We start from the raw sequence: 17126 nt of genomic DNA, 5'->3' as shown, positions 1-17126 counted from the left end.
GCGTGGAGAACTCCGCCTGCAGGCGTGTCTGGAGACCCTCATGAGCACGGACAGCACGTCCCGGACCCATCGTCCCATGCACCGCATCCCCCTGCCCGAGTCCGGGCCGCCCCGGCTCACCGCCCTGGCCACCGGCACCCCCGTGTGGCTCGTGACCCGCTACGCCGATGTGCGCCAGGTGCTCATGGACCCGCGCTTCAACCGCAAGTCCCTCAAGGACGCCGACGCCCCGCCGCTGCTCGTCGTACCGAACCTGCTGGACTCCCCGGACGGCCTCCTCAACCAGGACGGCCCGCCCCACCAACTGCTGCGCGGCACGGTCCAGCGGGCCTTCACCCCGCGCGCGATCGCCCGCTGGCGGCCCTGGACCGCCTCCGTGGTGGAGTCCCTCCTCGACGACCTCGCCGCGCAGCCCCGACCCGCCGACATCGTCGAGGGGTTCACCCGCCGCCTTCCGGTGTCGGTGATCTCCCGGCTGATGGGCCTGGAGCACGCCGACTGGGAGCGCATCCGCGACTGGGCCGACCACGCCCTGTCCGGCGGCGCGCACACCGCCGAGGAAGTCGGCGCGGCCATGAGGGAGTTCGGCCTGTTCTGCGCGGAGCTGGTCGCCGAGCGGCGCAAGGAGCCGGGCGACGACCTGGTCAGCGCGCTGGTCGCCGCGGGCGACGGCCTCGGCATCGAGGAGTCACGCCTGGTCATCCTGGTCCTTGGCCTGGTCGTCGCGGGGCACGAGACGACCATGACGGCCCTCGGTAACATCGTCGTCCACCTCCTCACCGACGGGCAGCCGGCCTGGCCGGGCCTCGCCGAGAGCCAGGAGGCGGCGGAGACCGCGGTCGAGCAGCTCCTGCGCACGATTCCGTTGAGCGAGGGCCGGGTGCTGCCCGGGCTGATCCGGCGGGCCGTCGAGGAGGCCGAGGTCGGCGGGGTGACGATCCCGGCGGGGGCGGTGGTCGCGGTGCAGACCAACGCGGCGAACAGGGACCCGGATGTGTTTCCGCAGCCCGGGGAAACGGACCTGTTCGCACCGTTGACCACCCCCAGCGTGGTCTTCGGCGCGGGCCCCCACCACTGCCTGGGGGCCTGGCTGGCCCGCTTGGAGCTGGGCCTGGCCCTGCACCGCCTGGCGGTCCGGTTCCCGGGCCTGCGGGCCGAGTTCACGACGGAGACGATCGAGTGGCGGGAGGGCCAGATCACGCGGGGGCCAAGGAGGCTACCGGTGTCTTGGTAAGAGGGGGCTAGAGCGCTCCTTCAGGGGCGCGGGGAACTGCGCGACCAGCCCCCACCGGCCGGTCACCCGCCAACCGAGACCACCACACCCCTTCGCCATGCGTCAGTCCCGGCAACCGCAGCTCAATCCCACGCACCCGCCGTGCCGGAAGCCTTCCGGTGATCACCCACGCCGTCTCCCCACCCGACGTACCCGTGAACTCCGCTCCTGCCGAAGCGAGTTGAGCGGTGACGGGAGCGAGCGCATCCAACGGCACCTCCACCTCGAACGCGTGATACGGCTCGAACACCCGCGTCCTCGCCCGCTCCAGCGCCCGCCGCAGCACAATCGGCGTGAGTCCGCGGAAGTCCGCGGCCGTGCTGACCGGTGCGACGAAGCCGGAGCGGACCAGGGTGACCCGGTAGTCCGTGACGACGGCCCCCGTAAGCCCGGACCGCATGCTCGCGTGGACGCTCTCCTCAATGGCCTGGTGGAACGCCCGGGGAAGCGCCCCGAGTTCCGTCTCGTACGCGAACACGCCGCCGGAGTCACGATCGCCCGGCTCGACCCGCAGCCCGATCGTCGCCCAGTAGCGGGTCCCGAGATGCCAGGGATTCTCCTCGCCCGCTTCCCCCGTACCGCACGGACGCTCCAGATACCTGACCCGGGCCGGCTCGAACTCCGCCTCGACGCCGAAGTCCTGGACGAGGGTCGCCGCGAGCACCTCCATCTGGACCTCGCCGTAGAGGAGCAGCGTGGTGGCGCCGGAGTGCGTGGGGCGGGCGTGGATCAGGGGATCCTGGTCGGCGAGGGTGAGCAGCGCCGAGCGGAGCCGAGCCGCTAGTTCGGGGTGGCGGGCGGTGACCAGGGTCTCCAGGGTCGGGGGCGCGAACTGCGGTGCGCGGTCGGTGAGTTCGCCGAGCCGGTCGCCCACGCGCAGGCCGGAGGAGAACGTCAGCGCGGCGATGTTCCCCGCGGTGAGGGGCCCGCTGAGACGCGTGACCCGCCCGGAGACCCGACTGGTCGCGCCGTCGGCCTCACGCCTGAGGAACGTGAGTCGCTGACGCTCCGTCACCTCACCGCCGTAGAGCCGCAGATGCACGTTGCGCTCCCCGCCGGGTCCGGGCCGTACCGCGAACACCGTCCCGCGCGGGTCGTCCGTGGGGGTGACGGGAGTGGGTGGGATCAGCCGGATGATGCCCTCGACCAGGTCGGGGACGCCCTGGCCGCCGAGGGCGGAGCCGAAGAACACCGGGTGGAAGGAGCCGTCGGCGGTGCGGGCGGCGAGGGCCTGGCGGAGGTCGTCCGGGGTGGGCTCGGGGCCGTCGACGAGCGCCCTCAGGATGTCGGGGTCCACCTCGGCGAGCGCCTCGGCCAGATCGCCTTCGGGGCGGACCGTCACGCGGGCTTCGGACGTGCCGATACCCGTCACTTCCGTCAGCGGGGCGACGTACGGCGTCAGCCTGCGCCGGATGTCCGAGAGCAGGCCGTCGGCGCGCGCGCCCGCCCGGTCGATCTTGTTGACGAAGACCAGCGTGGGCAGCCGCAGCTCCCGCAGGGTCCGCATCAGGACCCGGGTCTGCGCCTGTACGCCCTCGACCGCGGACAGCAGCAGGACCGCGCCGTCGAGGACCTCCAGGGCACGCTCGACCTCGGCGATGAAGTCGGAGTGGCCCGGGGTGTCGATGAGGTTGATCCGGGTGTCGCCGACGGTGAAGGAGGCGACCGCGGAGCGGATGGTGATGCCGCGCTGCCGCTCGATCGCGCCATCGTCCGTGCGGGTGTCACCGGTGTCGACGCTGCCGAGCCGGTCGATCGCGCCGTGGTCGAACAGCAGGCGCTCGGTGAGGCTGGTCTTACCGGCGTCGACGTGGGCCAGAATGCCGATGTTCAGGGTGTGCATACGGGGTCGAGTCCTCGAAAGCCGTGGGCCGAAGGGGGCACTGGGTGACTTCGAGGAGTCGGCGCATGCGAGGGATCCTGACGTGAGGGAGACGGACGTGGCCATGATGGCGTCCGTCGACCGGGGCACCGCAACCGGATTTCGGTGGCCAGTAGCATGAGCCCGGCAGCCCGAGATGATCATCCGAGGAGCAGGCCCGTGCGAGACATCGCCGTGTTCAGCGGTAGCGCCCACCCCGAGCTGGCGGCGGAGGTCTGCGCGCATCTCGGTGTGCCGCTCAGCCCCACCCGGGTCAGCCGGTTCGCCAACGACTGCCTCGAGGTGCAGCTTCAGGCCAACTGCCGGGAACGGGACGTCTTCCTCATCCAGCCGCTGGTCAAGCCCGTCCAGGAGCACCTGGTGGAGCTGCTGCTGATGTGCGACGCGGCACGCGGTGCCTCGGCGCGCCGGATCAGCGTCGTCATGCCGCACTACTCCTACGCGCGCTCGGACAAGAAGGACGCGCCCCGGATCTCGCTGGGGGGCCGCCTCGTCGCCGACCTCATGGTCTCGGCGGGCGCGAGCCGCGTCCTCGCCATGACCCTGCACTCCCCGCAGGTGCACGGCTTCTTCTCGGTGCCCGTCGACCATCTGCACGCCCTGCGTGAACTGGCCGCGCACTTCCGGCAGTACGACCTCTCGCGGACCACCGTCGTCTCCCCGGACCTCGGCAACGCCAAGGAGGCGGCCGCCTTCGCCCGGCTGATCGGCGCCCAGGTGGCCGCCGGCGCCAAGCAGCGGTTCGCCGACGACCGGGTGAGCATCAGCGATGTCATCGGAGAGGTCGCGGGCCGGGACGTCATCGTGCTTGACGACGAGATCGCCAAGGGCTCGACAGTTCTCGAACTCCTGGGCAGGCTGCGCGAGTTGGGACCGCGGTCGATCCGGGTGGCGTGCACCCACGGCCTGTTCGCGGACGGCGCCCTCAAGCGCATCGGCGAGCAGCCCGACGTCCTGGAGATCGTCTGCACCAACACCGTCCCGGTCCCCGACGAGGAACGCACCGACAAGCTGCGGATCCTGTCCATCGCCCCCGCGCTCGCAGAGGCCGTACGGCGCATTCACAACGGTGAGTCCGTCAGCGCCCTGTTCGACGCGCCGCGGAGCGAATAGACAGGAAGGAGTGCAAGGCGACCCCGGCATCATCCAGGTGACCAGGAGGGCCCCGCAGTGGCGAAGGCGAAGTTCGAGCGGACCAAGCCGCACGTGAACATCGGCACCATCGGTCATATCGACCACGGCAAGACGACGCTCACGGCGGCCATCACGAGGGTGCTGCACGAGAAGTTCCCCGACCTCAACCCGTACACGCCGTTCGACCAGATCGACAAGGCGCCCGAGGAACGGCAGCGCGGGATCACGATCTCGATCGCCCATGTCGAGTACCAGACCGAACGACGGCACTACGCGCACGTCGACTGTCCCGGACACGCGGACTACATCAAGAACATGATCACCGGCGCGGCCCAGATGGACGGGGCGATCCTCGTCGTCGCGGCCACCGACGGGCCGATGCCGCAGACCAAGGAACACGTGCTGCTGGCCCGGCAGGTGGGCGTGCCGTACATCGTCGTCGCGCTCAACAAGACGGACATGGTGGACGACGAGGAGATCCTGGAGCTGGTGGAGCTGGAGGTACGCGAGCTGCTCACCGAGTACGAGTTCCCGGGCGACGAGGTCCCGGTCGTCAAGGTCTCCGCGCTCAGGGCCCTGGAGGGCGACCCTGGCTGGACGCGGTCGGTCCTCGACCTGCTGGACGCGGTGGACTCGACGATCCCGGAACCGCAGCGTGACGTGGACCGGCCGTTCCTCATGCCGATCGAGGACGTCTTCACCATCACCGGACGCGGCACCGTCGTCACCGGCCGGATCGAACGCGGCACGCTGAAGGTCAACAGCGAGGTCGAGATCATCGGCATCCACCCGCAGAAGACCAGGACGACCGTCACCGGCGTGGAGATGTTCCGCAAGCTCCTCGACGAGGGGCGGGCCGGGGAGAACGTCGGGCTGCTGCTGAGGGGCGTGAAGCGGGAGGAGGTCGAGCGCGGACAGGTCGTCATCCGGCCCGGATCGGTCACCCCGCACACGGAGTTCGAGGCCCGCGCGTACATCCTGTCCAAGGACGAGGGCGGCCGGCACACGCCGTTCTTCCACAACTACCGCCCGCAGTTCTACTTCCGCACCACCGACGTGACGGGCGTGGTCACCCTGCCCAAGGGCACCGACATGGTCATGCCGGGCGACAACACGACCATGCATGTGGAACTGATCCAGCCCATCGCGATGGAGGAAGGGCTGAAGTTCGCCATCCGTGAGGGCGGGCGGACGGTCGGAGCGGGTCAGGTCACCAAGATCGTGAAGTGACCCGCCGTCATAACGAGCCGGACGTGGCCTCGGACTGCCCCAGGGCCGCGTCCAGTGACGGCAGCGGCGGAAGCAGCCGGGTCAGGCCGGTCACCCGCATGATCCTCAGGGTGAGCGGGTGCGTGCAGACCAGGAGCAGCCGGCCGTCCCGGTCGAGGACCCGGGACCGGGCGCGGTAGAGCAGCCGCAGCCCGGAGCAGTCCAGGAACTCGACGGGGCTCAGGTCGATCACCACGCGTACGTCGGGCTGCGCCGTGACCCGGTCCAGATGCGGCAGGATCTCCGTGGCCGCGGCGATGTCGATGTCCCCGTGGAACTCCAGCACGGTGTGACCGCGCTCCTGGTGGATGCGCAGATGCCGGGTCGGCGGCGCAGGTTCCTGCTGCACGACGACAATCGCCTCCATCCGGCTCCTCAGCGGCAAGGGGGCCAGGTCACCTGGGGCCGGGGTGACGACGTCCTGCGAGCGTAGACGCGTGACCGGGCCCCGAGGATGTTCAAATCCGTTCCCCGCCCTGCAAGTTACCCTCGATCGAGTGAATTTGAGCATGTTCGATTGACATATGTCTTCGAATTGCGACCGGCGGTTCGCGACGTGTTCACGCGGGGCTCGCGCCCGGCTCACGACAGGGCGTGCCAGGCCCTGGTCAGTGCCTGCCGGAACTGCTCGGTCTGATGAGCGGTGAGGTCCCGCACCATCCGCTCCTCCAGCTCCCGCACGGGACCTTCGTGCCGCGCGAGCAGCGCGCGGCCCTCCTCGGTCAGCAGGATCAGCAGCTCGCGGCGGTTCTTCGGGTTGCGCTCCCGGCGCACCAACCTGCGCGTCTCCAGGGAGCGCACCAGATCGGCGATCGACTGGGCGGTGACGAAGGAGTCCCGGGCCAGCTGGGCGGCCGACAGCCCGTCGTGCCGCTCCAGGACCGTGAGGGCCGTGTACTGCAGGGCGGTGATCCCGGACGGCCTGACCAGCTCGTCCAGGTGTGAGCGGACAACGAGCTCCACCTGCTTCACCATGTAGAGGAGAGACGGGGGCGCCTTGGTCGCCTGTGTGTCGAGCATGGGTTCAGGCTAGAGCATTGACAGGAAACCTGTCTGTAAAGAGACTGCGAACCAACAGGAATCCTGTTGATTGAAATCTTGGCGACGATGCTGAGGAGCGGTGATGTCCCCCACCGAGATCCAACCCGGACGGCTGTTCATAGGCGGCCAGTGGCGCGAGGCCGCCGACGGCGCCCGCATGGAGGTGGTCGACCCGTCCCGGGGTGCGGTCGTCACCACCGTCGCGGAGGCCGGCGCCGCCGACGTGGACGCGGCCGTGCGCTCCGCCCGGGAGGCCTTCGACGACGGCGCCTGGTCGGGCCTGAGCGGCCGGGAGCGGGGGCGCGTCCTGCACCGGGTCGCCGAGCTGATCCGGGAGAACGCCGACGAACTCGCCCAGCTGGAGAGCCTGGACGTCGGCAAGCCGATCTCCCTGTGCCACGCCGTGGACGTGACCAACACGGCCAACGACTACGAGCACTTCGCCGCCCTCGCCCACCAGATCGACGGCGCGGTCCGCGACACCCCGATGAACGCCCTCGCCTACACCAAGCGCGGCCCGCTCGGGGTGGTCGCCGCGATCACCCCCTTCAACTTCCCTCTGGTCCTCGCCGGCACCAAGATCGCCCCGGCGCTCGCCGCAGGCAACACGGTCGTTCACAAGCCGGCCGACGAGACCCCGCTCAGCGCCCTCTACATGGCCGCACTCCTCCAGAAGGCAGGCGTGCCGGACGGCGTGGTCAACGTCGTCACCGGCACCGGCCCGGTCGCCGGTGACGCCCTGCTGCGCCACCGCGGGATCGACAAGGTCGCCTTCACCGGCTCCACCGCGATCGGCCGGCACGTGGCCGCCACCGCCGGCGAGGCCCTCAAGCCCGTCAACATGGAACTCGGCGGCAATGCCGCCAACATCGTCTTCGAGGACGCCGACCTGGAGAAGGCGGTCGGCGCGATCATCAAGGCGTTCGTCTTCAACACCGGCCAGTTCTGCATGGGCGGCCCGCGCCTGCTCGTGGCCCGTCCCGTCCTCAGCACCCTGCTCGGCATCCTCGCCGACGCCGTCCCCGGTGTGCCGCTGGGCGACCCGCGCAACCCGGAGACCGTGGTCGGGCCGATGGCGGGGGAGAAGCACCTCAAGAAGGTCGAGGAGTACGTCGACCTCGCCCGCAAGGAGGGCGGCCGGATCGTCTGCGGCGGTGAGCGCCTGGACCTCGACGGCGGCTTCTACTACAAGCCCACGGTGATCGCCGACCTCTCCAACGACTCCCGGGTCGTACAGGAGGAGGTCTTCGGACCGGTCCTGACGGTGCAGCCCTTCGACTCCGAGGACGAGGCCGTCGCCCTCGCCAACTCCACGCCCTACGGCCTGGCCTCTGGCGTCCAGACCTCGAACCTGGCCCGTGCTCACCGGGTCGCGGACCGTCTCCAGGCGGGCGTGGTCTGGGTCAACGACTGGGCGATGCTCGACCCCGCGATGCCCTTCGGCGGGGTCAAGGACTCCGGCTACGGCCGCGAGTACGGCCCCGAGGCGCTCGACGCCTACACCAAGGTCAAGTCCGTCGTCGTCTCGCTCGACTGAGCACCTTCCAAGGAGTTCCTGCGATGTCCATCACCACCCGTGCCGCGGTCGTCGAGTCCGGTGGCGCACCCTTCACCCTCTCCGACGTCACCCTCGACGAGCCGGGACCCCGCGAGGCGCTCGTCCGCATGGTCGCGACGGGTCTGTGTCACACGGACCTCGGCGTGGCGAGCGGCGGTCTTCCCTTCCCGCTGCCCGGAGTCCTGGGCCACGAGGGCGCGGGAGTCGTCGAGGCGGTCGGTTCGGCCGTCACCGGAGTCGCCCCCGGTGACCACGTCGTCCTGTCCTTCACGTCCTGCGGCGACTGCCGCAACTGCGACGGCGGTCACCCGGCCTACTGCGCCACATGGCTGCCGCTGAACCTCCTCGGCGGCCGCCGCGCCGACGGCACCAGCACCATCAGCCGGGACGGCGAGCCGCTCGGCGGGCACTTCTTCGGCCAGTCCTCCTTCGCCGAGCGCGCCCTGGTCGACGAGCGCAGCCTCGTCAAGGTCGACCAGGACGTCCCGCTGGAGTCCATCGCCCCGCTGGGCTGCGGAGTCCAGACCGGCGTCGGCGCCGTGTGGAACGTACTGAAGCCCGTCACCGGGTCGACGATCGTCGTCCTCGGCGCCGGAGCCGTGGGCCTCTCCGCGGTCATGGCCGCCGCCCTCACCCCGGCCACGGCGATCGTCGCCGTCGACCGGGTCGGCGAACGCCTCGAACTGGCGAAGGAACTGGGCGCCACCCACACCGTCAACGCCGGCGAGCAGGACCTCGGCGAGGCGCTCGCCGCCATCACCGGCGGGCAGGGCGCGGACGGCATCGTGGAGACCACCGGCAACGTGGGCGTCCTGCGCCAGGGCGTCGACGCGCTCGGCGCCCGCGGCACCGTGGTCGTCGTCGGCGCCCCGCCGTTCGGCACCGAGGTCTCCCTCGACGTCAACGGGCTGCTCGGCGGCAAGCGCGTCGTCGGCCTGACCCTCGGTGACGCCGAGACGCAGAGCTTCATCCCCGCCCTGGTCCGTCTGGTGAAGGAGGGACGACTCCCGCTGCACCGCCTGATCAGCACCTATCCGTTCGCGGACATCGACCAGGCGGTGCGGGACATGGGCGCGGGCAAGGCGATCAAGCCCGTGCTGACATTCTGAGCGGTCAGTCGACCACCAGGACCAGCTTCCCGGTCGTACGGCCGGTGTCGCCGAGCTCGTGAGCCTCGGCGGCACCGGCCAGCGGGAAGGTGCCGGCGATCGCAGGGCGCAGCTTCCCCGCGTCCACCAGCTCCGCGATCGCCTCCATCCCCGCCCGGTCGGCGTCCACGAGCATGCGCACGGCCCGTACGCCGAGCCGCTCGGCCTCCTTGTCGAACTCGTCCGAGCCGACCGGCAGGATCGACACCACGACTCCGCCCGGCCGCAGCACCCGCAGCGAGCGCACGGACGTCTCCTCACCGAGCGTGTCCAGCACCACGTCGACGTCCTTCACGGCCTCGGTGAAGTCGGTCTCCCGGTAGTCGATCACCTCGTCCGCGCCCAGCTCGCGCAGGAAGTCGTGCTTACCGGCGCTCGCGGTACCGATCACGTACGCGCCCCGTGCCTTGGCGATCTGCACGGCCACATGACCCACCCCGCCGGCCGCCGCGTGGATCAGCACCCGCTGCCCCGGCCGGAGGTCCGCGTTCTCGACCAGGGCCTGCCACGCGGTCAGCGAGACCAGCGGCAGCGCACCCGCCTGGATGTGGTCGATCGAGGCCGGCTTGTGCGTGAGGGCCCGCACCGGCGCGAGGACGTACTCGGCGTGCGAACCGTGCCCGTAGGGGTACGGCAGCAGGCCGAACACCTCGTCACCGGGCTTGAAGGCCGCCACCCCGATGCCGACCGCCTCGACCACACCGGAGACGTCCCAGCCCAGGACGAACGGCGGCTGCCCGAGGAAGCCGCCGGTGGCGCGGTGCTTCCAGTCGGTCGGGTTCAGTCCGGCGGCCCGTACCCGGACCAGCACCTGGTTGGCCCACGGCGTGGGACGCTCGACCTCGATCTCCTTGAGGACCTCGGGACCGCCGAGGGTGTCCTGGCTGATGGCTCGCATCGTGTTCTCAGTGCTCATGGTCAGCAAGCCTGCCCGGGACCGCCCGCTCAGAAAATGGCATGATTGCCAACCTTCGATAGGATCGTGCCATGAGTCGTACGGAGCGGGTCGTGGTGCTGGCCCTGGACGGTGTGTACCCCTTCGAGCTGGGCATCCCCAGCCGGATCCTCGGCGCCGCCGACGGCCGGTACGAGGTGCTGACCTGCTCGGTCGACGGCCAACCGGTGCGCAGCAACGCCGACTTCACCATCGGCGTCGAGCACGGACCGGAGATCCTCGCCACGGCCGACACCGTCGTGATCACCCCCGTCTCGCCGGAGCGGATGCCCGCCGAGCTCCCGGAGGACGTGCGCCGGGCCCTCGCGTACATCCGCCCCGACGCCCGCATCGTCTCCATCTGCACCGGCGCCTTCGTCCTCGCCATGGCCGGTCTCCTGGACGGCCGCCGGGCCACCACCCACTGGCAGCTCGCCGGCCAGTTCCGGCGCATGTTCCCCCACATCGACCTCGATCCCGACGTGCTCTTCGTCGACGACGACCGCATCCTCACCTCGGCCGGAGCCGCCTCCGGTGTGGACATCTGCCTGCACCTCGTCCGCAAGGACCACGGCAGCGAACTCGCCAACACGGTCGCCCGCCGCTGCGTGGTCCCGCCGTTCCGGGACGGCGGGCAGGCCCAGTACATCGAGCAGCCGGTCCCGGAACAGGGCGCCACGAGCACGGCGGGGACCCGGGCCTGGGCCCTGGAACGCCTCGACGAGCCGCTGACCCTGGCCGATCTCGCCGCACACGCCCGGATGAGCCTGCGCACCTTCGCCCGCCGCTTCAACGACGAGGTCGGCCTCAGCCCGGGCCGCTGGCTGATCCAGCAGCGTGTTGCCCGCGCCCGGCACCTCCTGGAGTCCAGCGAGCTGTCGGTCGACCAGATCGCCGGCCATGTCGGCTTCGCGACCGGCGCGTCCCTGCGGCAGCACCTGCACGCGGCGATCGGGGTGTCGCCGCAGGTGTACCGGCGGACGTTCCAGGCGGCGGCCCACTGAGAATTCCGGGCTGAACGTTCCGGGCCCCCACGGCGTCGGAGGATCATGAACGAACGTGCGGGGATACGTGGAGTGCTCTGGGTGCTCCTGGTCGCGATGGCGGCGGTGGGGTGCGGTCCGGGGGAGGACCTGGTCGTCGAGGGCACACCCGCCGCGACGCCCTACGACGGTCCGCTGAACATCCCCACCAAGGAGCTGGACGAGTACACCCCGCGGGCCACCCGCCTGGCCTCCGGGGCGGCGGGACGGGCGTTGGAGTGCGCGGGGGAGATCCATGTGGGCAACGGGCCCGAGGGCTGGAGCGAGGGCGACGGAGGGGAGGGTCCGCAGGATGGTCTGAGGCTCTACTTCGACCTGTTCGACCCGGGTGTGCCCCGCGCCGGCTACCGCGTGGAGCGCCGGGAGACGGACCGCGTGCTCTACTCCTACGACGTCGACGGCCGCACCAAGGTGGCCGTCGTGGTCGCCAAGGACCAGCAGGGCAGGCCCGGTTGGGGCCCGGAGACCAGCGCGTCCTGCGACCCGTCGGAGCTCCCGGCCTCGTACACCGACTCCCAGGGCGTCGAGATCTGGACGGACCGCGGAGGCGACCGGGTTTCGACCACGCGGGTGCGCAGTGGGGCCGGGGACGATCACTGCGACTGGCAGAAGGTGCACTTCCTCCACCTGGGAGACCGGACGTACGCCCGCGACCCCGAGGCCCTGCTCGAACCCGGCATGCTCACGGCCGCCTACAACGGCGCGGCCGAGATGCCGGCCACCGCGCAGGACACCGGATACCGCTACCAGGACTGGCGGTTGTGGCTGACGGACGACCGGCGGACGGCGTACGTCCGCACCCCTGACGGCGTGGAGGCCTGGCCCCGGCTCAAGGCGAACGTGGCCTGCAAATAGGAGCGTTCATCGGCTCGCGTGCAACGCGACCAGCAACTGCCAGACCTGGTCGGCGATTTCGCCCGGGTCGGCCTCCAGCAGGCCGTGCAGCCAGTCGCCCAGCACGCCCGCGAAGGTCGCCGCGACCGCGGAGGCCACCAGCGGGGCGTCCGCCGCGCCCGCGAGTGAGCGTTCCCGCAGGCTGTAGGCGCGCAGGTCCCGGTGCAGGACCCGGCCCAGCGGGCCGCCGCCACCGGGTGCGAGCAGGGACCGGTACAGGGCGGTGTGCGGGGCGAGCGAGGCGAAGAACTCCGCGAGCGCGGGCGGCGCGTGCACCGGGTCGGGCCGCCCCCGCCAGGCGTGCAGCGCCTCCACGGCGTCCCGTACGACATCCGCGCAGGCGTCGACGGCGAGCGCCTCCAGGCCGTCGTAGTGCACGTAGAAGGTGGCCCGCCCCACCCCGGCCCGGCGCACCAGCGCGGCCACGCCGACCTCCTCCAACGGCCGCTCGGCGCACTCCGCGAGCAGCGCCTCCCGCAGCCGGGCCCGGGTGCGGGCCGCCCGCGGGTCCTCGGGCGCCGCGCGGGTCACCGGGCGACGAGGACGGCGGCCAGGGCGAGGGCGCCGGGCAGCGCCTGCGCGGCGAGGATCCGGACGTTGGCGGTCACGGCTCCGTACACACCGGCGACGATCACGCACACCAGGAAGAACACCTGTGCCCGGAAGCCGGTCGGATCAGCGGCGACGAGGCCCCAGACCAGGCCCGCCGCGAGGAAGCCGTTGTACAGGCCCTGGTTCGCCGCCATGGCCGCCGTGGCCCGGGCCATGTCCTGGTCGAACCCGTGGAAGGACATCCCCGGCTTCTTCTGCCACAGGAACATCTCCATCACGAGGATGTACAGGTGCAGCGCCGCCACCAGGCCGACCAGCACGTTCGCCAGGATCGCCATGAGCACTTCTCCCACTTCTTGGACGTGTGTCCACTATAGATGGACATCCGTCCAGGAAGTCTCCTGGGGTCCTAGGCCGAAAGGCGGAGGTGCAGACCGGGCCGAACAGCCAGACTGGAACCGTCAGTTGACATCTCCAGGAGGACGCCCACCTCATGCCGGCGCAGCCCGCACGCCCCGCCAAGCAGCGCAAGCAGGACACCCTGTACCGACTGGAGCACGACGAGGACGTATGGGTCGCCACCGCCCCGGCCGACGACTCGGGTGTGCCCTTCCTCGTCCCGCTCTCGTTCCTCTGGGACGGCTCCACCATCCTGCTGGCCACCCCGGCCACCAGCCCCACCGGCCGGAACCTGAAGGCGACCGGCCGAACCCGCCTCGGCATCGGACCCACCCGGGACGTGGTGATGATCGAGGGCACCGTCGACACCGTCCCCCAGGACCGGCTGAGCCAGGACGAGGGCGACCGGTTCGCCGCCCGCACCGGCTTCGATCCCCGGCAACTCACCACGCCCTACCTGTACTTCCGGGTCCGGCCGCAGCGGGTGCAGGCCTGGCGGGAGGCCAATGAGCTCACCGGGCGTGAGCTGATGCGGGACGGGGAGTGGCTGGTCGCCGACTGAATCGGCCGTGCCGGGATAACCGCAAGGTAGAGGGCCGCGGCGTCGACGCCGCGGCCGGATCCTTCGGAGGAGACATGGCACTGGTGAAAGCGGGGGTCGTCGTGCTCGACTGTGCCGAGCCCGAGAAGCTCGCCGTGTTCTACAAGGAACTGCTGGACGCCGAGGAGACGGACGCGACCGCCAACCGCGTGGAGATCAGGGGCGCCGACGGGATCCGGCTGGGGTTCCGCCGTGATGTGAAGGCGACCCCGCCGAGCTGGCCACGCCCCGAGAACTCCCTCCAGGCCCACCTCGACTTCGTGGTGGACGACCTCGACGCGGTCGAGCGCAAGGTGGTGGAGCTCGGCGGACGCCCCCTGGAGACGAAGGACGCATCGGGGCCGTACGAGGAACGCGGGTACGCGGACCCCGCCGGCCACTCCTTCACCCTGCGCATGGTCACACCGACCGCGCCCAAGCAGGGCTGATCCTGTCCCTGTCGGTTCAGTCCCGGCCGCCCTTCTCGGAGGCCGGCCAGACGCCGGTGGACCGCTCGATGGCCTTGGCGCCCGTGCGGTCCACGGCACTGCGCACCGCGGCGAAGATGGCGCCCTGGATCGCGGCCGCCAGGAGGATCTCCCCCCAGCCGCGGTCCCGGTCCAGGGCGTCGGGCGCGTCCTCCTCGTGCCGTAGCGCCATCCAGGTCTTGCGGAAGGCGAGCCCCGCCAGCCAGCCGCTCGACCAGCCGAGCGCGAACCCCAGGGGCTGGTAGGCGAGGGGCAGCTTCATCTTCTTCTTCTTGGCCATGTGGGTCTCCTTGGTTGTGTGAGCCGTTGTGCGATCAGTTGATCCAGTTGATCAAGGACGTCCGGTGTCCGCCACCCGCTCCGCCGGGAGCGGCGGCCCCGGCGGGGTCCCCTCGCCGAACGGACGGCCGCCGAGCTCCGCACGGTGGTGTGGGGTCAGCCAGCCCGCCAGGTCCGGCCCGAGCGGGACGATGCCGGTCGGGTTGATGCCGGTGTGCACCTGGTAGTAGTGCCGCTTGATGTGGTCGAAGTCGACCGTGTCACCGAAGCCCGGCGTCTGGTAGAGGTCGCGGACGTACGCCCACAGCACCTCGTTCTCCGCCAGCTTCCAGCGGTTGCACTTGAAGTGGCCGTGGTAGACGGCGTCGAAACGGACCAGCGTGGTGAACAGCCGGATGTCCGCCTCGGTGATGGTGTCCCCGACGAGATAGCGCTGCCGGGCAAGGCGCGGGGTGAGCAGGTCGAGCCGACGGAACACTCCCGCGCACGCCTCCTCGTACTCCTCCTGCCCGGTGGCGAAACCCGCCCGGTACACACCGTTGTTGACGTCCTCGTAGACGTCCGCCATCACCGTGTCGATCTCGTCGCGCAGCGCCCGCGGGTACAGGTCGGGCGCCCCCTCCCGGTGCAGGGCCGTCCACTCGGTGGCCAGGTCGAGGGTGAGCTGCTGGTAGTCGTTGGTGACGAGCTTCCCGCTGGGCACGTCCACGAGCGCGGGCACGCTCACCCCGCCCGGATAGTCGCTCTCCCGGCGGTCGTACGCCTCGCTGAGGTAGCGGATGCCGAGAACCGGGTCGCGGCCGTCCGGGTCCAGGGTGAAACGCCAGCTGCGGTCGTCCTGGATCGGATCGGCGATCCCCATCGACAGGGCGGCCTCCAGACCGAGCAGCCGCCGCGAGATCACCGCCCGGCTCGCCCAGGGACACGCACGGCTGACCACCAGGCGGTAGCGGCCGGCCTCCACCGGCCAGCCGTCCCGCCCGTCGGTGGTGACCCGGTCCGCGAAGTGGCTCTTGGACCGCTTGAACGCCTTCCGGCCGTACGCGCTGTTCCCGCCGTCGGCGCTGCCCATGCTTCCTCCCTGAGTACACCTGTCCTGGTGGACGCGTTCCCCGTTTTCGGGAGTCGGCACGGTGTGAGTGCCGGGGACCCGGGCAGTCGGCGGAGGTGAGCGGGACATCTACGAACAACTCAGCGGACCGGAAAACACGTGTGACCGTCCTCGTGGCGCTCGCGGCGAACCTCGTGATCGCGGTCGCCAAGGCCGTCGGCGGCCTCCTCGCGGGCTCGCCGGCGCTGCTGTCGGAGGCGGCGCACTCCGTGGCGGACAGCCTCAACGAGGTCTTCCTGCTGGCGGCGCTGCGCCGCAGCCGCCGCCCCGCCGACCGGCGCCATCCCTTCGGCTACGGCAAGGAGCGGTTCTTCTGGTCGCTGATCGCGGCCGTCGGGATCTTCGTGATGGGCGGCTGCTTCTCCTTCTTCCAGGGTATCGAGGCGCTCCACAACGGCGCCGAGGAGAAGCTCAGCGGCTATGTGGCCGGCCTGGTCGTGCTCGGGGTGGCCTTGCTCGCCGAGGGGGTCTCCCTCATGCGGGCGCTGCACCAGGTGCACAAGCAGGGCGGAGCCGCCAAGGGCATGCGCGACCCGGCCCTGCGCACCGTCGTCGCCGAGGACGGCACGGCGGTGCTCGGTGTGACCCTGGCCATGGTGGGCATGGCGCTGCACATGGTCACCGGGCAGGTGGTGTGGGAGGCGTCCGCCTCACTGGCCATCGGCGCGCTGCTCGTGTACGTCGCCTACCGGCTAGGGCGCGAGGCCAAGGGACAGCTGATCGGCGAGGCCGCGGACCCCGAGGCCAGCGCACGGATCCGGGCACTGCTGGACGCGCAGCCCGAGATCGACAGCGTGGAGGCGCTGTTCACCATGAAGATGGGGCTGGACTCGGTCCTGGTGGCCGCCCGCGTCGATCTGGTGCCGGGCCTGGACAGTGAGCGGGTCGAGGAGGTCGCCGTACGCATCAAGCGGTCCGTCGGGCGGACCGTGGCCGAGGCGGACCAGATCTTCCTCGACGTCACCGACCGGCCGGCCGAGGAGGCACGAGAAAGCCCCGCCGCGACGGGGGAACGCGGCGGGGCCTGAGGCTCGGGTGCCCGGCGACATCCGGTTCATGCGCACCCTGTTGAAGATTTTTTCCGAGCCGGTCAGTCGCCGTCGACGGGCTCCAGGACGAAGACCGGTATCACCCGGTCCGTGTTCTTCTGGTAGTCGGCGTAGGACGGGTACGCGGCGACGGCCCGCTCCCACCACTCGTCCTTCTCGGCGCCGGTCACCTCACGGGCTGTGAAGTCCCGCTTCACCGGCCCGTCCTGCAGTTCGACGTGCGGATCGGCCTTGACGTTGTGGTACCAGACCGGGTGCTTGGGCGCGCCGCCCAGCGAGGCGACCGCCGCGTAACGCCCTTCGTGCTCGACCCGCATCAGCGGCGTCTTGCGGATGACACCGCTCTTCGCGCCCCGGGTCGTCAGCACGATGACCGGCAGCCCCGTGTCCATGAGCGTGGTGCCCTTGGTGCCGCCGGAGCTCTCGTACAACTCCACCTGGTCACGCACCCATTGCGTCGGGCTGGGCTGGTACTCGCCCTCAAGAGGCATG

19 protein-coding genes are annotated in these 17126 nt (G+C 70.9%); 10 read left to right on the top strand and 9 right to left on the bottom strand.

Annotated features, from left to right (window positions below; all coding sequences use genetic code 11):
* Positions 1-40 precede the first annotated feature (40 nt).
* On the top strand, positions 41-1234 hold the full coding sequence (locus AB0D34_RS22520) for a cytochrome P450 (RefSeq protein ID WP_362664013.1): 1194 nt from the start codon (positions 41-43) through the stop codon (positions 1232-1234).
* A 7-nt stretch (positions 1235-1241) separates the two neighbouring features.
* Here the strand turns inward: AB0D34_RS22520 and otr(A) are convergent, their stop codons facing one another.
* Positions 1242-3116 (bottom strand): tetracycline resistance ribosomal protection protein Otr(A), encoded by a 1875-nt coding sequence (gene otr(A) / locus AB0D34_RS22515; RefSeq protein WP_362664011.1) that lies wholly within the window; start codon positions 3114-3116, stop codon positions 1242-1244.
* Positions 3117-3314: 198 nt separating this feature from the next.
* Between otr(A) and AB0D34_RS22510 the strand changes: the two genes are divergently transcribed.
* Positions 3315-4268, top strand: coding sequence for a ribose-phosphate pyrophosphokinase (locus AB0D34_RS22510; protein WP_362664009.1), 954 nt, complete (start codon positions 3315-3317; stop codon positions 4266-4268).
* Positions 4269-4325: 57 nt separating this feature from the next.
* Complete coding sequence (gene tuf, locus AB0D34_RS22505) at positions 4326-5519, top strand: elongation factor Tu (protein WP_362664007.1); 1194 nt, start codon at positions 4326-4328, stop codon at positions 5517-5519.
* 7 nt (positions 5520-5526) lie between these two features.
* Here the strand turns inward: tuf and AB0D34_RS22500 are convergent, their stop codons facing one another.
* Positions 5527-5925, bottom strand: coding sequence for an anti-sigma factor antagonist (locus AB0D34_RS22500; RefSeq protein ID WP_362664005.1), 399 nt, complete (start codon positions 5923-5925; stop codon positions 5527-5529).
* 215 nt (positions 5926-6140) lie between these two features.
* On the bottom strand, positions 6141-6578 hold the full coding sequence (locus tag AB0D34_RS22495; protein ID WP_362664003.1) for a MarR family transcriptional regulator: 438 nt from the start codon (positions 6576-6578) through the stop codon (positions 6141-6143).
* Between the two features lie 103 nt (positions 6579-6681).
* Between AB0D34_RS22495 and AB0D34_RS22490 the strand changes: the two genes are divergently transcribed.
* Together AB0D34_RS22490 and AB0D34_RS22485 are read left to right on the top strand one after the other, a co-directional pair.
* Positions 6682-8136 carry an aldehyde dehydrogenase family protein gene (locus AB0D34_RS22490; RefSeq protein WP_362664001.1) on the top strand — a complete coding sequence of 485 codons (1455 nt, stop codon included), beginning with the start codon at positions 6682-6684 and terminating at the stop codon, positions 8134-8136.
* Between the two features lie 23 nt (positions 8137-8159).
* Complete coding sequence (locus AB0D34_RS22485; protein ID WP_362663999.1) at positions 8160-9266, top strand: NAD(P)-dependent alcohol dehydrogenase; 1107 nt, start codon at positions 8160-8162, stop codon at positions 9264-9266.
* 4 nt (positions 9267-9270) lie between these two features.
* On the opposite strand, the gene AB0D34_RS22480 is transcribed toward AB0D34_RS22485, so the two are convergent.
* Positions 9271-10221: an NADP-dependent oxidoreductase gene (locus AB0D34_RS22480; RefSeq protein WP_362663997.1), complete on the bottom strand. Its 951-nt coding sequence runs from the start codon at positions 10219-10221 to the stop codon at positions 9271-9273.
* A 71-nt stretch (positions 10222-10292) separates the two neighbouring features.
* On the opposite strand from AB0D34_RS22480, the gene AB0D34_RS22475 reads away from it, so the two are divergent.
* Entirely contained in the window at positions 10293-11243 is a 951-nt protein-coding gene (locus tag AB0D34_RS22475) for a helix-turn-helix domain-containing protein (protein ID WP_362663995.1), read from the top strand.
* A gap of 45 nt (positions 11244-11288) precedes the next feature.
* Positions 11289-12137, top strand: a complete 849-nt coding sequence (locus tag AB0D34_RS22470; RefSeq protein ID WP_362663993.1) for a hypothetical protein — start codon at positions 11289-11291, stop codon at positions 12135-12137.
* Positions 12138-12143: 6 nt separating this feature from the next.
* On the opposite strand, the gene AB0D34_RS22465 is transcribed toward AB0D34_RS22470, so the two are convergent.
* Positions 12144-12707, bottom strand: coding sequence for a TetR/AcrR family transcriptional regulator (locus AB0D34_RS22465; RefSeq protein ID WP_362663992.1), 564 nt, complete (start codon positions 12705-12707; stop codon positions 12144-12146).
* Positions 12704-13066, bottom strand: coding sequence for a DUF1304 domain-containing protein (locus AB0D34_RS22460; protein ID WP_362663990.1), 363 nt, complete (start codon positions 13064-13066; stop codon positions 12704-12706). The genes AB0D34_RS22465 and AB0D34_RS22460 overlap by 4 nt, the downstream gene beginning before the upstream one ends.
* Positions 13067-13221: 155 nt before the next feature.
* Here AB0D34_RS22460 and AB0D34_RS22455 point away from each other — a divergent pair, with 155 nt between their 5' ends.
* Both AB0D34_RS22455 and AB0D34_RS22450 read left to right on the top strand, forming a co-directional pair.
* Positions 13222-13689: a pyridoxamine 5'-phosphate oxidase family protein gene (locus AB0D34_RS22455; protein WP_362663988.1), complete on the top strand. Its 468-nt coding sequence runs from the start codon at positions 13222-13224 to the stop codon at positions 13687-13689.
* A gap of 74 nt (positions 13690-13763) precedes the next feature.
* Positions 13764-14156 carry a VOC family protein gene (locus tag AB0D34_RS22450; protein ID WP_362663986.1) on the top strand — a complete coding sequence of 131 codons (393 nt, stop codon included), beginning with the start codon at positions 13764-13766 and terminating at the stop codon, positions 14154-14156.
* A 16-nt stretch (positions 14157-14172) separates the two neighbouring features.
* On the opposite strand, the gene AB0D34_RS22445 is transcribed toward AB0D34_RS22450, so the two are convergent.
* Positions 14173-14475, bottom strand: coding sequence for a DUF4235 domain-containing protein (locus tag AB0D34_RS22445; protein WP_362663984.1), 303 nt, complete (start codon positions 14473-14475; stop codon positions 14173-14175).
* Between the two features lie 51 nt (positions 14476-14526).
* Positions 14527-15546: a glutathione S-transferase C-terminal domain-containing protein gene (locus AB0D34_RS22440; protein ID WP_362663982.1), complete on the bottom strand. Its 1020-nt coding sequence runs from the start codon at positions 15544-15546 to the stop codon at positions 14527-14529.
* Between the two features lie 95 nt (positions 15547-15641).
* Here AB0D34_RS22440 and AB0D34_RS22435 point away from each other — a divergent pair, with 95 nt between their 5' ends.
* Positions 15642-16613, top strand: coding sequence for a cation diffusion facilitator family transporter (locus AB0D34_RS22435; RefSeq protein ID WP_362663980.1), 972 nt, complete (start codon positions 15642-15644; stop codon positions 16611-16613).
* 62 nt (positions 16614-16675) lie between these two features.
* On the opposite strand, the gene AB0D34_RS22430 is transcribed toward AB0D34_RS22435, so the two are convergent.
* Positions 16676-17125, bottom strand: coding sequence for a nitroreductase family deazaflavin-dependent oxidoreductase (locus AB0D34_RS22430; protein WP_362664165.1), 450 nt, complete (start codon positions 17123-17125; stop codon positions 16676-16678).
* Position 17126 lies beyond the last annotated feature (1 nt).

The sequence above is a fragment of the Streptomyces sp. NPDC048420 genome (assembly GCF_040651535.1).
Lineage (GTDB): Bacteria > Actinomycetota > Actinomycetes > Streptomycetales > Streptomycetaceae > Streptomyces.
The sequence above is the reverse complement of the archived record's forward strand: the minus strand, read 5'-3'. Positions and strand labels throughout refer to the sequence as shown.